Source organism: Neobacillus canaveralius, assembly GCF_047237705.1.
In the GTDB taxonomy this organism is placed as follows: Bacteria; Bacillota; Bacilli; order Bacillales; family Cytobacillaceae; genus Neobacillus; species Neobacillus niacini_K.
In genome coordinates this window covers 168,284-184,988 of record NZ_JBDFLL010000001.1, presented here as the reverse complement: position 1 = coordinate 184,988, position 16,705 = coordinate 168,284, and the positions used below count along the sequence as shown (strand labels likewise).

Genomic DNA, 16,705 nt, shown 5'->3' with positions numbered 1-16,705 from the left:
AAGAGGTGGATAGCTTGAAAACAATCGAACAGTTAAAACATGATGCGCAAGGCACAGCACTTCAATATGTGGATGAAGTGTTTAATAAAGTTGTATGCAGAAATGCTTACGAATCTGAATTTCACCAAGCAGTCAAGGAAATCTTTGACTCCCTAATTCCTGTTTTTGCAAAACATCCAAAATACATGGAGAACAATATTCTTGAAAGAATCGTAGAGCCTGAAAGAGTCATTTACTTCCGTGTTCCATGGGTTGATGATAAAGGGAAAGTCCAAGTAAACCGCGGCTTCCGCGTTCAATTTAGCAGTGCAATCGGTCCTTATAAAGGTGGATTACGTTTCCATCCATCCGTAAATGCCAGTATTATTAAATTCTTAGGTTTTGAGCAAATCTTTAAGAATTCATTAACTGGTCAGCCTATTGGCGGAGGAAAAGGCGGATCCGATTTTGACCCGAAAGGTAAATCAGATAACGAAATCATGCGCTTTACACAAAGCTTTATGTCAGAGCTTTACAGACATATTGGACCTGATGTCGATGTACCAGCAGGTGATATTGGCGTAGGGGCACGTGAAATCGGTTATATGTTCGGACAATATAAGAAAATCCGCGGTGCTTATGAAGCAGGCGTGTTAACTGGTAAAGGTCTCGGATATGGCGGTAGTTTAGGACGTACCGAAGCTACTGGATACGGTACTGTTTACTTTGTAAACGAAATGCTTGCAGACAAAGGTTATGGCTTCGAAGGAAGCACGGTTGTAGTTTCTGGTTCAGGAAATGTTTCGATTTATGCGATTGAAAAAGCTACACAGTTAGGCGCAAAGGTTGTAGCCTGCAGTGATTCCAATGGATATATTTATGATCCATCCGGCATTAAACTTGAGACTGTAAAGCGAATTAAAGAAGTGGAACGTAAGAGAATTAGTGAATATGTCCATGAGCACCCTGAAGCTCAGTACTACGAAGGCTGCTCTGGCATTTGGTCGATTCCTTGTGATATTGCTTTACCATGTGCAACTCAAAATGAAATTGATGAGGAATCTGCAAAAATCCTCGTTTCTAATGGTGTTAAAGCTGTTGGAGAGGGTGCTAATATGCCTTCTACTCTTGAAGCAGTTGAGGTATTTTTAGAAAACGATATTTTATTTGCTCCTGGTAAAGCAGCTAATGCTGGTGGTGTAGCGGTATCAGCGCTTGAGATGGCTCAAAATAGCCAAAGACTTTCTTGGACATTTGAAGAAGTGGATGCAAAATTACACCAAATTATGATTAACATCTATCGAAACAGCATGAATGCAGCCGATGAATACGGCTATCCAGGCAACCTTGTTGTCGGTGCGAATATTGCTGGCTTCTTAAAAGTAGCAGACGCAATGATTGCACAAGGTGTAATCTAATATAAAAGGGGTGCTCTGGTTTTTAGAGCATCCCTTTTATTTATGCACCTTTACTAAGCCAATTCCTGCCTTCAACCATCCTTGAAACCATCATTCCCGCAACATTATCTCCACTTGCGTTTAGCATGGTTGCTGGCGGGTCGATTAACGTAGAGATCGCAGCAATGATTGGCAGCGCCTCAGGCGGGAATCCAAATAAACTTAGAATTAACAATTCCCCAATCATTCCACCGCTTGGAATAGCTCCCATTACAGCTCCAACTAAAAGAGAAACACTGATAATCATGAAAAAGGTGCCAATCCCTGTGTTATTCATATCAAAGATTCCAAACAGGAATACAATTTTCAGTACTCCGCCAATAACCGATCCATCTTTGTGTAAGGCAGCACCTAATGGAATCGTTGTATCACGAATATCTTCTTTGATTCCCATTCTTTTCGAAGCTTCTAGATTAACTGGGATGGAGGCTGCACTCGAACAGGTAGCAAGCGCTGTAATTGAAGGAGCCAGCATATTGCTCCAAAACACTCTAATTCCCTTCCCCTTGCCTGCTATAAACGCATACACTGTAAAGGCCACAAAGAAGTAGACAATTGAAGCCAAATAATACGTGATACCGGCTTTAATATAGGAGCCTAATAAAATCGGACCGTACTGACCTACTAAGGTTGCAAAATAGGCTCCCAGACCGATTGGTGCTAAATACATGATTAAGGAGACAACCTTCATCATTACTTCAGAACCTGAGCTTAAAAAGCTCGTAAAAGGCTTTCCGCGCTCTCCAACTGATTGCGCGGCAAATCCAACCAGAATGGAAATCACGATAAGCGCTAACATATTGCTTCTAGAGAATAATTCAACAAAGTCTGGTACAGTAAAGGTTTTAACAATTTGTGCAATAGGATTTAATTCTTCTGCAGCTTCTGGTTTTACCAATTTTAAGTTAACCCCTTCCCCAGGGTTCACGAACTTAACTACAAAGTACATATAAATGGCTGAAACAAGACCTGTAAAGAGGAAGGTTCCAAACATCCAGCCAAGAATTTTTCCTAATCTTTTTGCTCCATTCATAGTTGCAATAGAAGAAGAAATCGTAAAGAAAATAAGTGGAACGATAATCGTAAATAATAGATTTAAAAAGACATCACCAATCGGCTGAAGGATTACGGCGTCTGCCTTCATAACTAATCCAATAATGGCGCCAATCAAAATCGATAGCAATAAAATGACAGGAAAACGATAATTTTTCATTTTTTCCATAGGTTTTTCTCCTTTTCCAAACAAATAAATAGAAAATATTTGTTCACTATATCACTTTCTATTATATGACTATAACTTTATAGCAAGTAGAGAAATTTATATATATTACTTTAAATTTCAAATAGTTTTAAAAAAAGATAATTCCTTTTCTATGTTATAATTAGCTTTACTTCAATTTTACAAAAATAAAGGGGGAAAATGGATGGAAGTTGGTTTACTTTCTTTACTTGGTTTGGGATTTGTTCTTGGTATCAAACACGCTATTGAACCTGATCATGTAATCGCTGTATCCACCATTGCCAGTCAAAGTAAAAAATTATTGCGTTCGTCTTTAGCTGGTGTGTTTTGGGGAATCGGTCACACTGCAACATTATTTATTATCGGAATTGTCCTTATTCTTATGAAGGGTGAGATTCCGGAAAAATGGGCAATGTCATTAGAATTTTTAGTAGGAATTATGCTCGTTTACCTTGGTATTACTACGATTCTTTCCTTTAAAAATATTCATCTACATAAGCATGGACATAATGGCGAGTTACATAAACATGTCCATTCTCATGAACATATCAGCACACATGAACATTCCCCTCAGCATAAAAAAGTTTCCTACCTAAAATCTATGTTAATTGGTTTAGTTCATGGTCTTGCAGGAAGTGGCGCAATGATCGTTTTAACAATGAGTACAGTAAATAGTGCATGGGAAGCAGCTGTTTATATCCTGATTTTTGGAACTGGAACTGTATTTGGGATGCTTTTCTTTACTACCTTAATTGGAATTCCATTTGTGTTCAGTGCGAAAAAGTTTAGTTTAAATAGGGCCCTTACTCAGGTTACAGGTGTGATTAGTACTGTGTTTGGTATCTATTACATGTACAACTTAGGGGTAACTGAAGGTTTATTTAAACTTTGGATTCAATAAAAATATGGACCCCTATGAATGGGGTCCATATTTTTCACTTATTCATACTGGCTAAAAATCCACCCAGCAGGTCATCTAAATCAGGCTCTTCCTCAACCTTTTCTTCCTGTATCAAAGGTTTCACAGTTTCCCAATCAAACTCATCTAAGTCGTCATCCATATCTGATAGATCAATAGAAGCAGCAATTTCCTCAACCACACTATCGTTATCCGGATAGGAGCTGATTTCCGGTTCCTCTGGAAATACCTCTTCTTGCAGATATAACGCTTCATCAATATCGACTGATTTGCTATTTAAACTAGCAAGCAGAGACGTAGAACGAACAGGATCAGATATTAATTGATAGATAATACTCCCTAATAACGCCTCTGAATGTTCATGCTTCAACCAGTCGCGTTGTGCCTTCGTCAGTTTTTTCGGCAGAGGAACAGTGATCATCTCGCGTTCTCTTGCATTTACGTTACCGACACCTTCCATTACAAACTCAGCGATTTTGCTTGAAAAATTTCTTCTTTCGGTTTCCTTTAACTTTTGAAGCTGCTTAATTAAATGGTCAGGTGTGTCAGAAGGGACACGGAAGGAAATTGCCTGTCCCCGCTGAATTTCATTCGATCCAGCTTTTTTCATTTTATCACCCTATTAATTCGTAACAGGTTTTTTAGGTTGTTCGGGCTTTTGTTTCTCTGATTTTCTAACAAAATCTTGGATCAGCTTATAATAAGCATTTGCCATCATCCAAATACTCTCTTTTTCATCTTCAAAGAAATCAATATTAAAACCATCTAAATTGTTATTTAGTGTTTTTAGATAATCCTTTAAAACGTTTGCTCCGCCCCCCACAAAGTAGCAGATTTCTGTTTGTGAGTTCTTTGACCAAACATTTCGTAATAAACGATATTGTTTCTTCGCTAAATCAAGTAGAATGCGGTCAGTTATATCATGAACACTCGTTCTGCTCCCTCTAACCATGATATGATTACGGTCGTTTTTCTTGGTAATGATTTCAACAACATCGCGACGGCTGTCTAATTCTACACCGTGCTTTGTTCTAATTTCTTCACGGATTGCTTCTAATGATTCTGAAACCCCAAGATTAAAACCTTGTGCCTTATCATCATCTACATTGCGGTTCTTAATAACAGCAATATCCGTTGATAATCCGCCGATATCTTGAATCAGAATCCGCTTATCGATTAAGTCTCTATTAATAATTTTCGAGTTATTATCCATTACTAGGTTTATATAAGCAGCAAATCCTTCAGGATATACCTTGATTTCATCAAATTTGATATTCACTTTTAATCCTTGATATTTTGGTGTAACAAGAAATTCAACTTGATGAACGGAACCTATTAACCTTGAGCGATAGCCAGCATCCTTACCTTCTTTAACCTCACGAAGGGGGAGACCTGTACCGAGTGTATAGTTTGCATCAATGACATTTTTCGTTTGACGGAAATTATTCTTATTTCCTTCCCTCACAGCATCCAAAGCCAATGTAGTAAATAGCAGAATTAACGTTTGATCTTCTTCAGACTTACTGCTGCCAGGATCTAATTCAGTGCCATTGTTGCTTTTAGTTGCTAGATTTCCGACACGATAAATCGCGTTATTCTCTTTTAATGCAGGAGAATGTACTTTCACATGGATACCATCAAGTGGATTTTTATCATCTAATTCCTCAATCCCAATAACAGGGCGGTCTTCCGTATCCCTCGCAATTATATTTGGGATATTAATCTCATATTCTAATTCTCCAAAGATCGCCTTTATGGAATCATTTCCGACATCGATCGCTGCAATTCTAGTATTATTCAAAATTGTCATCCTTTCACTCTATTAATTTAGGTGTTAATGAAGATATGTATCTAACTTCTCTAGTATAAGAGTATAGGAGATTGATAGATTCTTCAATCAGGAAATTCAAAAGAAATGAAAGTGTAAAATTGTAAACAATACGTAATCGTTGTATACACGTTTCGTATACAACGATTACAAACCTGTAAACACCGCTTAATACCGGCATGTGTACGAGTTTGTACACATGTAAACATTTTTGTAAACACAGTGTAAACAGATTCGTAAACATGCACACGAAACACGTAAACACGTAAACGGAATTTGTAAACAAAAAAAAAGACCCTCAGTTACGAGAGTCTATTCCTGTTCCGTACGTTTTTTCCCTACCTCAGTTACAGCAAAGGATCGTACCATTTTTTTTATTTTGTCAGGCTCTCGAAATCTTAATGCAGACCAGTCTTCATCAATAGCAATTTGCCGGACAGGTTCAAAACCTTCTTCAGAGAGCATACCCGTTACAGTATCACGGCTGCAATCTGATCCTTTATATGATTTTGAGGATTTCTTTGGGTAACAGAGCCAGAGTAAACCATCAGCCTTTACATAGCCTGCAGCTCGCTTTGCGAGCGTTTTAAGCTCTTCGTTACTACTTCCAAATACCTGTACAAAATCATAGGTCATCTGTTCTATTACATCCTGATGTACTTCACCTTCAAATATCGCTTTAATTTCATCGTAAGCTTTTGGTGCGTTCATGATTAATACTGGTTGCCCTTGATCTTTAAAATTCAACTTTTTTAGCAATGGAGACACTTCAGACACCATATAATACCCACCCTCTCTATTGAATAACTATTCATCCTATCATATTACTCTATTATATCCCATACACGTAAAAACAACGCTATCAATCCAATAATTGTGTTTATAATAGAGAGATGGAAACTGGAAGTTCCTCGCTCTCTTGGTTTTACTATCGTAATAATTCATTACCAGTCGAGACATTCCTGTAAATAAATACAAAAAAAACGCCTGTAGAATGGCGTTTATGTCAGACTACAGGCGTTTAAATAAAGTTATTTGATGTTAAAGTGATTCCTTATTTATGTATCATAAAATTTTGTGGGGAGGGATAAGATTAATAACCTCTCTATATTTAGAGCCCAGAAATCCTCCCCCATCCATAGGTAATGCATATTAACGAGGAGAAACTGAGTTAACTCCTACAGAATAGTTAATTGATGTACGTTGAATTTGTTGGAATTGGAGTGTTGGTCCGCCTTTAAAGGACTTTTCATATTGAATTCCAGAAGTACGATCAACTTGGTTCTGAACAACATGTGTAGGCTCGGTTGTTGCTGTCTGTTGAGCTGTTTCGCCAGTTACTGCAGTGGAGGAACCTGGGCTTGTAAGAGTTAGATTTGAATTGATTTTTTGTTTAAATACTACAGGACCATTTGTTTTTCCAGCTTGGAATTGAAAGCCTGTAGTTGAAGCACCTTGTTCATTAACTACAATGTTAGCACTTACACCATCAGCAGCGGTTGCTGGACCTGATTGTTCTACATTTGACGCAGCAGAAGCCCCACCCGCAAATACACTTAAACCAATTGCTGAAACTACTATTAAAGAACCAATTTTCTTTTTCAACATCGTCTTGTCCTCCCGAGATTACTAGTTTATTTAAGCTTGTATTTTGCATATTATAAAACAGAAAGCTCCATCCAGCAGAACACCAGATGGAGCTGAATTCACTATCACTTATACTATTAGTTAGCAGATTGTGCTTGAACTACAGTAGAGCTAGAAGATTGGCCTTGGCTGATGCCTGCACCAAAAGCTGCAGCCAATTGATTTGAAACGCTGCTAGAATTTTGAGTTTGTGTTACATTTCCTGAACCAGCTTGAACCTGTTGAGTTTCAGTCGCAGCGGCTTGAGCTTGCTCGTTATTAGCACCAACTGCAGTAGCGCCTTGTGCACTATCAGTTGTTGCTGTTTGAGACTGATCAGCACCCTCTGCTCCACCTTGTGTTTGCTCAGTCGCATTTGTAGCTACCTGTGCTTGTTCGTTGTTTTTACCATCAGCATCAGCGCCTTGAGCTGTTGTGTTAGTAGAAGATTGGTCTTGATCTACATCACATTCACCTGTTTGTGATTGATCAGTACCGTTAGCAGCCACTTGTACCTGGTCATTACCTTTACCTTCAGAAGCAGCACCTTGATCAGTTGTATTTGTTGAAGATTGTTCTTGATCAGCATTTTCACCTACTTGACCTTGAGTTGTTCCATTAGCTGCTACTTGCACTTGGTCATTATACTTACCTTCAGTAGCTGCACCTTGAGTAGTAGTATTAGATGAATCTTGAGCTTGTTCTGCACCAGATCCGCCTAGCTGACCTTGAGCAGTGCCATTGACACCCACTTGAACAACATCATTTTTATATCCATCAACATCTGATACTTGAGTTGTATCATTTGAAGAAGCTTGCTCTTGACCTACACCTACTCCAGCAGCAGCTTGGCCTTGAAGTGTACCAGAAGCAGATACTTGAGTTTGGTCATTTTTTGCACCTTCAGAAGTAGCACCTTGAACAGTACCATTACCAGAAGATTGTGATTGACCAATTAATCCACCTACAGCTAATTGGCCTTGTGCTGTACCGCCAACTACAGCTTGATTTTGGTCATTTTTATAACCATCAGTTGTAGCAAGCTGTTGTGAGCTATTACCAGCTTCTTGTGATTGACCAATTAATACTCCAGCAGCTAATTGGCCTTGTGCTGTAATTGTGCCAGCACCTTGATTTTGGTCGTTATAAGCACCAGTTGCAACTTGGCCTTGTTCGGCTTCGTTATAAGCACCTTGTGACTGGCCAATTAGTGCGCCTACAGCTGCTTGGCCTTGAAGATTAATATTTCCATTGCCTTGAGTTTGATCATTACCCTTTCCGGCAGTTTGTTGATCTTGAATAGATCCATTAAATGCATCTTGATTTTGACCTATTAGAGCACCACCAGCTAATTGACCTTGAAGGTTTCCATTGACACTTGTTTGAGATTGGTCATTATGTTTACCTGCGGCTTGTTGAGCTTGAAGACCTAAATTTTGTGATGCTTGATTTTGACCAATTAATAATCCTAGAGCACCTTGTAATTGACCAGCAAGGTTTACAGATGTTTGTGTTTGGTCTGATCCTTTATCCCAGTAAACATTTTGTTGTTGGCTTGTTCCATTTGCTGAACTTTGATTTTGACCTAATAATTTGCCCGCAGCTCCCTGAAGCTGTATGGTACCTTTAAAAGCGTTTTGGGTTTGGTCTGACCATTTAGAGCCTACAGCCCCTTGACCTACGAATGAAATATCATGTGCAGCTTGATTTTGACCAATTAATGCTCCAAATGCAACATGGTTTGCATATTTATAGTCATTCACATTTTGATCTTGTGAAACTCCCTTTGCTGCAAAAGCAGAGGTTGATCCAAAAATCATTCCTGCTACCGCTCCTACGCTTAAAATCTTTTTCCAGTTAAGCACATTTTTTACTTCTTTGTAATTCTTCATAATGACTACCTACCTCCACATAATTAACTAATTTTGGAAAAACTTCCACCGTTAGTATACGAAATATTCATAAGGTTTAAAAACCTGAAAAACAGCCATTTTTTCTATATAGCAGTAAATTTACGTTCGTTATTGAGGTCATCCTCTGTTTTTCTTACAATTTCGTTTTATTATAAGAACATAATAGTTCTCAATCGAGAATAAAACAAACCCAAAAAAAGTGTTAATGAAGACCATGCCCTCATTAACACTTTTTAGGAATATGACGTGATTAAGATCTTCTTCTTTGGAACAAGAAAACGATACCGCCTACAGTTAAAAGCATTCCTAATACTAAATAATTATAGGTGCCAGTAGCCGTATCAGGAAGTTCATTTCCTTTTTTGGCAACTACAACAGTTTCTACTTTAATTGGTTCTGCTGGTTTTTGTACTGTTTCGACCACTGGTGCTGTTGTTACAGGGTTTTCAGCTGTTACTGGTGGTGTATTTTCACTTGTAGCTGGAACCACTGGATCAGGAGTTACAGGATCAGGGTTTTCCAGACCTGGATCTACTGGATCTGGGGTAATCGGGTCTGGGTCTACTGGATCTGGGTTCACTGGATCTGGGTTCACTGGATCTGGGTCTATTGGATCTGGGTTCACTGGATCTGGATTTTCTGAACCACCATTACCAGAATGACCGAGGCCAAACACAAGAGTTAAGAAACTATTCATAGTAGATGTATATTTTTCTAATGACTCACTAAAGAAAATAGATGCAGAATTCCCTACAACGAGGCTTCCCCAGTCATATTGTTTCTCATAATTTGTCATCTTTACATGTGTGTCAGTTCCTACTAATGCATAGGAATCATCGATCACGTCCACTAACTCATCGTTGACAAAGATTTCCTGGATAAATTTCACCATATGTGAGGTGGTGTCTTTAATTACTTCTAAGTAATTTTTTGTTGTTACTTTTACTCCTACTTCAACAGCTTGCTTTAAAGCATCAACGATATAGCCGCTGACTTCCGCTGATTGGGTTTGTTCCATTTTAGAAGAACCGGAAGTACTCAATACTTGTGCTTGGTCTGCATCTATTGTCGTTTCTTGCCTTTGCTTATCCTCTTTTGAAGCAAGCTCTTGTTTTTGGGAAACCACGATATCAGTGCCTTGTCCCTGAGAAATATCAGCTTGATTCTCTGCAATAGCCGTTTGGTTTTGGTCCGTTACAGCATTTGTGCCCTGACTCTGTGAAACACTTTGTCCTTCAGGTAAAGACATTTCTTGGCTTTGCTTCGAATCAATATTTGTACCCTGTTTTTGTTCAGCTTTAACGGAGCCAATTGAATCGACATTCTGTACTTGACCTGTTTCTACGCTGGTTGTTTGTTCCTGCTCTCCTTGTGCTTCAGAACCAGTTTCAATTTTGTCTTCGCAGGAAATAGATGCACTGACACTTTGTTCTTGGCAAACATTGATATCGGCTGTTTGATCTTGTTCTGGATCTCCATTATCGCCTTTAATATCCTGACCTTGTGTTACTTTTTGGTCTGTTGACTGATCTTGATTTACATTTTCAGGGGTCGTTACCTCCTGACTATCTTCAAATACTACAGCCGGTTCCTCCGCGGATGTTTCTACTAATGGTGATGTCAAATTTTCTGACGTTTGACCAGCCAATTCTTCGTTATGTACAATAGGTTCCTCTGCGTATGCAGTATTTAATCCCACTGTAGCTGAATGAATCAATAAGAAAGTAAGTAAAACCTTTTTTAGCATCTTTATTCCCTCCTTCCAATTTATCTTTATTTCATTCGATGTGTTCATTATATCGAACGTGTCAAAATAAATAAAAGACTGAATTCCATCATATTTCTTAATAAAGCACAATTTTTGTTCATTATATTGAAAATATCTTCTGTTTTCTCAATTTTTCATTATTTGTATTTTTTAAAGAACAAACAGATATCAAAACAAAAACCCCTAAAAAAAGGGGCTATTATTTCTTAATCGTATAAAAAGGATATAAGGAAACAACCGCATACCCTTCGATATGTTCTACAGAAATGGTCCCCATTTTAGGATCCCTGCTATCTAAACTCTCTCCCGGTGCTCGATTATCACCCATTATGAAAACTTCTCCCTTTTCCACAGTAACAGGACTCATATCATTCGACGTCCCTAGAACATAATTTTCAGGGACAGGTTCATTATTAATATAAAGAACACCTCCTTGAATAGAAACAGTATCTCCAGGGATACCTATTACCCGCTTAACAATACGAAGGTCTTCTTCTTTAATAATTACAACATCTCCATGAGAAGGTTTGGAGAAAAAAGTGGATAGTTTATTAATAAACAAAAAACTTCCATCCTTTAGTGTACGATCCATTGAATGACCAATAACCTTTGTAGTACCAATTGTATTAGAGACGATAATATAAACAACGAACAAACCCGCTATAAATTTTATCATTTCCTTTATGCCGTTCTTCTTCCCAGCAGTGACCGTATTATTTTCTACTTTTTCACTTTCTGTTGATCTCATATTATCTTTCACCAACTTTCATAAATATCTAGTAAGCACAGATTCTCTAAAAAATTAATAATACCTTTTTATTTTTTCTAAATAAATCCCAACAAAATTCAACAGACATAATTAAACAAATTACCCTAGCAGTAATCAAAAAAATGTAAGTTATTGGATAATAAATAAGGACTACTCCAAATGTTCATACTGGTTCCTACTACTTCTAGAATGGCTACAGCGCTCCTCCAGCTGACTCTGGAATAGGAAAAACCTGAGTCCCCTTTGGGCTCAGGTTTTTTGTCAAATTCCCACTAAAACTTTGATGTTTTTTGTAAAATCACCCCATTTATCTACGAAGACTGTTGTCATATTTTTAGATATTTCTTCTATTTTTGTAGTAAATAAATTAAATATTTACAATATTCAAACTAGAGTATATCATCATAATACACTGCTATTTTCTTAGGGACTCGAATCTTTTTAAGAATAGTAGATTCTAAAATAAGTAAGGGGGGATCTATACATACTGACCGGTGGGTTAAGAGTATAAATAGAAAAGGGAGGTTCTATATGAAGAAGAAGAGAAAAATACTATCCACTGCACTTACAGTATCTTTAGGTCTAGGTTTGTTTAATGTTGCTTCATTTTCACCAAGTGTAAAGGCTAACGATTTATCTACAAAAATAACATCATCAGGTGCTCCGGTCGACCTAGGAATTGCAAATGATGAGAGATTAATAGAAATGCTAAAGAAAAACGGTACTATTAATAAAAATGCCACACCTGCAGAGGCAGAAAAAGCATTACAAAAATATCTAAAAAATAAAGCTGCGGGTGCATCAAAGGAAACTGGTGAACTCCATAAGCACGAAAAGGAATTACAAAGTACTTTAAAAGATAACCTCGCAAATACAGGCTTAGTTAGTGGAAAAGGTAATAAGTTGGGGCAAACAAATATAGTTAAACCAGTTATGGAAGAGGCTTGGAATGGAGGTCAAAGAAAAGATAATGTCTTAGTTTTACTTATAGAATATCCTGATTTCCCTGCTGGTAGTATTAAATCAGAAGAAACAGATATGTTCTATGAAGACTATACAAAACAACATTATGAAGATATGATTTTTGGTGCAAATGGATATAAAGGACCTAATGGTCAAACTCTAATATCGGTTAAACAATATTACGAACAACAATCCGGTGGCAGCTATAGCATTGATGGTCAGGTTGCGGGATGGTATAAAGCCTCCCAACCTGCTGCTTACTATGGAGGAAATGATTCCAGTGATAATGATAAAAATGCCCGTGGGCTTGTTAAAGAGGCACTATTAGCTGTTGCAAATGACAAAATTGTAAATCTAAAAAATTATGATAAAGAAGACCGTTATGACTTGGATGGAGATGGAAATCTCCGTGAGCCAGATGGATTAATTGATCATTTAATGATTGTTCATTCTAGTGTTGGTGAAGAAGCAGGTGGAGGATCCTTAGGACCTGATGCCATATGGTCCCACCGGTGGGATCTTGGAGCTGTGACAACACTTCCTCGTACGAAAGCAGATGTACGTTACTGGGGAGGAAATATGGCTGCCTATGACTATACAATTGAACCAGCAGACGGTGCAGCAGGTGTATTTGCTCATGAGTACGGTCATGACCTTGGTCTTCCTGACGAATATGATACCATCTACTCTGGTGCCGGTGAACCTATAGAGTATTGGTCCATTATGTCAAGCGGCAGCTGGGCAGGTGATGTTGCTGGAACAGAACCAACTGGGTTTAGTCCATTTGCAAGGGAATTCTTACAAGCCTCTATGCTCGGAAGTAACTGGTTAACGGGAACAACCATCGATGGTAATAAAGTGACTAGTAAAGGTACAGAAATCCTTCTTGACCAGGCAAACTCCAAAGGTACTAATAATGATGCAGTACGGATTGATTTACCAGATAAGGTAACCGTCATAAACACTCCAAAGGATGGTAATTTTGAATATCATGGCGGTAAAGGTGATGAAGCAGATCACACCATGGTAGCTTCAGTTGACTTAACGGCAGCGTCTACTGCTACACTTGATTTCGATGCTTGGTACAATATTGAAGAAGATTGGGATTTTGCTATGGTCCAAATATCAACAGATGGTGGTACTTCATGGAAATCCTTATCAACTCCGAATACGAGGTCCTCTTTAGTTGAAGGTGGGTATCCTGCGATTAAAGAAAATCTACCAGGTTATACAGGCTCAAGTAATGGCTGGCTACATGAAACAATTAATATAAGCGAATACGCTGGACAAAATATTAAACTTCAATTCCGTTCTATGTCAGATTGGGGTGCTAATTTAGAGGGCTTCTTTGTTGACAATATAAAAGTGACTGCAAATGGAAGCGAAGTATTCTTTGATGGCGCTGAAGGAGATTCTAAATTTACTTTTAATGGCTTTAAAAAGGATAGTGGTAAAACTATAGGTACTCACTATTACCTATTAGAATGGAGATCACACAATGGTGTTGACGCTGGTTTAGCACATATTCGCCGTGGTGCTAGCTTAATGAGCTATAACTCAGGATTAGTTGTTTGGTATGTTGATGAAACCTATGGTGAAAACTGGACTGGAATGCATCCTGGTGATGGGTTTTTAGGAGTTGTCGACGCAGATCAACATACACTTTCTTGGAGCGATAAGGCTCTTGCTTCAACTCGCTACCAAGTCCATGATGCTGCTTTCAGTCTAACCAAAGCAGATAATATGTTTATTAATTATCCAGGTCAATTTACCATGACAGATAACTATACTCAACTTAACCCACTATTCGATGACAGTGTAGATTACAGTAATCCTGGTTTAGTTGACTCAGGTCGTAATGTACCAAAATACGGGTTAAAGTTCCGTGTTATTGGTGAAAGTTCTGATGGTACTGTTGGTAAAGTGTTAATTTTTAAATAAAATTGAATATGTAACGCAGATGTCTCCGGAGTTTTTCCGGAGGCATTTATTTGAATCAAAAAAGAGACCAATAATGGTCCCTCTTGGAATATTATTTGGTCTCTTTTTTCGTTTACCTATTTCTTTGGGTTAGCCTTTTTTAGGTTAACTTCATAAGAAAACTCTACTGGATTTTTATCATCTGCAGGTGCTGCATAAGAAGTAATCATATAGTTCTTTCCATCTTTGAATAACTGTCTTAGAGTTAATGCATCCTCTTCAGTTACATTGAACGGATCAACTGTAATTACCTTGTAATTCGTTTTTGCACCCTTTTTATTACCAACTTCTTTTTCGTTGATAAAAGTTACAGTATAGTTTACATACTGTCCTGCTAACTCTTGGAATGACTTAAAGCTGTCTGTAGAGCTTCCATCATTGCTAAAGCTGATTTCTGGGATTTCAATATTATCTACATACCATCCTGCTTGTGTTGTACCCCAGTCAGTTAAGTAACGGAATGATAATAGTACCTTTTGACCAGTATATTCACTTAAATCAAATCTTTCTTCCTGCCAATTAGCATATGTTCCTGTAAATCCAGGTACATTTTCTTTAATTTTAGGATAGCCTTCTTCTACAATATCACTGCTTGTATTTTCATTAGCAAGGCTGGTCCAAGTCTGACCGTTATCCTTTGAAACTTGAACAACACCAAAATCCCAATTTTCTTCAATATCTATTAAATTATTAAACTTTAATGTTGCTGCATCAACTTTAGATAAATCAGCTTCAAGAATTAAAGCATTATCCGCCTCGTCTCCATTTCCACCCCATAATACTTTATTTGAAGCGTCTTTTGGATCTGCCACTGATTTCCAAGGAGTACCTAAGAAATCTACACCTTCAAAGCTTATACTTCTAATTTTATCCTGGAAGTCTAATTCCTTAAAATCACCGCCCCATGCTGGAACGCCTTCCTTTTGATATGTTACTGCTTTTTCAAAGTCTACCGTCTTACCACGTTTTGTACCAGCACTATCAACTTTTAAGTCGCGAAGGTCAATGCTGTCAAAATTATACACCCCATTACCGACTCTATCGGAATCAAGTGTTAAAGCTGTAATAAAGTTTTGATATAGTTGAGTAAAATCAAGATCTGAACCATGCGCTTTTAAAACTTCGTTTACACTGCTTAAGCCTTGAGTTTCATTTAAGGCTAAATCACGAATAAATTCACGACCGAATTTGTCATTCATGTATAACGTAAATAAATATACTTGACCATAGTCTGCAATCGTCTCAGGACCTGTTTGTGTTACACGGTGTTCATCCCAATTCACCAATGAATTTTCAGGATGATCTAAGTAGAAGTTGATAGAGCTATCATCGTGTCCATACCCGCCAAGATATTCAGAGAAAGTGGACATTCCTTCATTTAACCATGTTTCTTCAGCACCATCGTTGTCAGCATGAATTAAATGCTGTAACTCATGAATCGTTGTTCCAAAGAATGTAGACTCTAAACGAGTATCCCAGCTATTTGTATCAATCGTGATAATATTTCTGTCGATATAGTTTTCTAGTGTTTGCCAGAAGAAACCTGCAACAAAGAATGGATAAGTAGGGTCCTTATAATTGTCATCTTGTATATTATCTACTAACATGATAACTTTATCGCTTCCCTCATAGTATCCAGTTGGAACATTTCCTCCAGAAAGTGGTGATTTTGATCCATCATGGACATCAGGTGTCCCAAAGAATTCTGTAGCCTTCGGGTAAATATTATTATCAAATTCATCGCGTAATTTATCTACTTGTTCCTGTGTTACAACATGTGCTGGGCGTGGATCTCCTTCAGGAAATGCAAGGTCATTAGCTACCCAAATTTCAACATTTTCACCCACGCTTCGAAGCGTAAATGGTTTGAACTTCAAGTTCCTATCTAAGAATTGTTTGGTTGGCCCAATGTATGTAAAAGTACTATTGGCCGATGCGCCTGCAGTTGGGGGTGTTTCATTAAAATTAATCTGTGCGGCCTGTTCAGCAATCTTCTTTTCAGCCTGCTTTATGTATGAAGAATCGTTACTTAGTAGATTTAGTTGACCATCAATATCTACTCGATCTCCATAACGCTCTACATCCCATTTCGGTGCCGTTGCTTCTGCTGCCGCTGCTTTTGAGTCATTGGCTGATAATGGAGCAAAAAGTGATAAAGCTAATGCACCAGTTGATAGAATTGATAATATTTTTTTCCTTTTCAACTTCTGGTTCCTCCCTTTTATCTCTATTGTGTTTTCCAAATAATAGTAACATAGTAAAT

12 protein-coding genes are annotated in these 16,705 nt (G+C 37.8%); 3 read left to right on the top strand and 9 right to left on the bottom strand.

Annotation, left to right across the window (positions count from 1 at the left end):
* Nucleotides 1–14: 14 nt before the first annotated feature.
* Nucleotides 15–1,397 (top strand): NADP-specific glutamate dehydrogenase, encoded by a 1,383-nt coding sequence (gdhA, locus tag ABC255_RS00890; RefSeq protein WP_412990935.1) that lies wholly within the window; start codon nucleotides 15–17, stop codon nucleotides 1,395–1,397.
* Between the two features lie 40 nt (nucleotides 1,398–1,437).
* Here the strand turns inward: gdhA and ABC255_RS00885 are convergent, their stop codons facing one another.
* Nucleotides 1,438–2,649, bottom strand: a complete 1,212-nt coding sequence (locus ABC255_RS00885) for a dicarboxylate/amino acid:cation symporter (RefSeq protein WP_412998437.1) — start codon at nucleotides 2,647–2,649, stop codon at nucleotides 1,438–1,440.
* Nucleotides 2,650–2,860: 211 nt separating this feature from the next.
* Between ABC255_RS00885 and ABC255_RS00880 the strand changes: the two genes are divergently transcribed.
* Nucleotides 2,861–3,577: an urease accessory protein UreH domain-containing protein gene (locus tag ABC255_RS00880; protein WP_412990934.1), complete on the top strand. Its 717-nt coding sequence runs from the start codon at nucleotides 2,861–2,863 to the stop codon at nucleotides 3,575–3,577.
* Nucleotides 3,578–3,611: 34 nt separating this feature from the next.
* Here ABC255_RS00880 and ABC255_RS00875 read toward each other — a convergent pair whose 3' ends face one another.
* The 7 genes from ABC255_RS00875 to lepB form a co-directional block, all read right to left on the bottom strand.
* Nucleotides 3,612–4,205 carry a hypothetical protein gene (locus ABC255_RS00875; protein WP_412990933.1) on the bottom strand — a complete coding sequence of 198 codons (594 nt, stop codon included), beginning with the start codon at nucleotides 4,203–4,205 and terminating at the stop codon, nucleotides 3,612–3,614.
* A gap of 12 nt (nucleotides 4,206–4,217) precedes the next feature.
* Nucleotides 4,218–5,396, bottom strand: coding sequence for an Alp7A family actin-like protein (locus tag ABC255_RS00870; protein WP_412990932.1), 1,179 nt, complete (start codon nucleotides 5,394–5,396; stop codon nucleotides 4,218–4,220).
* A 339-nt stretch (nucleotides 5,397–5,735) separates the two neighbouring features.
* A complete protein-coding gene (locus tag ABC255_RS00865; RefSeq protein WP_412998436.1) occupies nucleotides 5,736–6,200 on the bottom strand; it encodes a DUF3052 domain-containing protein in 465 nt (154 codons plus the stop codon).
* Between the two features lie 375 nt (nucleotides 6,201–6,575).
* Nucleotides 6,576–7,031 (bottom strand): hypothetical protein, encoded by a 456-nt coding sequence (locus ABC255_RS00860; protein WP_412990931.1) that lies wholly within the window; start codon nucleotides 7,029–7,031, stop codon nucleotides 6,576–6,578.
* Nucleotides 7,032–7,147: 116 nt separating this feature from the next.
* A complete protein-coding gene (locus tag ABC255_RS00855; RefSeq protein WP_412990930.1) occupies nucleotides 7,148–8,941 on the bottom strand; it encodes a hypothetical protein in 1,794 nt (597 codons plus the stop codon).
* A gap of 271 nt (nucleotides 8,942–9,212) precedes the next feature.
* A complete protein-coding gene (locus tag ABC255_RS00850; protein WP_412990929.1) occupies nucleotides 9,213–10,709 on the bottom strand; it encodes an LPXTG cell wall anchor domain-containing protein in 1,497 nt (498 codons plus the stop codon).
* Between the two features lie 220 nt (nucleotides 10,710–10,929).
* Entirely contained in the window at nucleotides 10,930–11,478 is a 549-nt protein-coding gene (gene lepB / locus ABC255_RS00845) for a signal peptidase I (RefSeq protein ID WP_412990928.1), read from the bottom strand.
* A 552-nt stretch (nucleotides 11,479–12,030) separates the two neighbouring features.
* Here lepB and ABC255_RS00840 point away from each other — a divergent pair.
* Nucleotides 12,031–14,403, top strand: a complete 2,373-nt coding sequence (locus tag ABC255_RS00840; RefSeq protein WP_412990927.1) for an immune inhibitor A domain-containing protein — start codon at nucleotides 12,031–12,033, stop codon at nucleotides 14,401–14,403.
* A gap of 116 nt (nucleotides 14,404–14,519) precedes the next feature.
* On the opposite strand, the gene ABC255_RS00835 is transcribed toward ABC255_RS00840, so the two are convergent.
* Nucleotides 14,520–16,646 (bottom strand): peptidase M6, encoded by a 2,127-nt coding sequence (locus tag ABC255_RS00835; protein WP_412990926.1) that lies wholly within the window; start codon nucleotides 16,644–16,646, stop codon nucleotides 14,520–14,522.
* Between the last annotated feature and the right edge of the window lie 59 nt (nucleotides 16,647–16,705).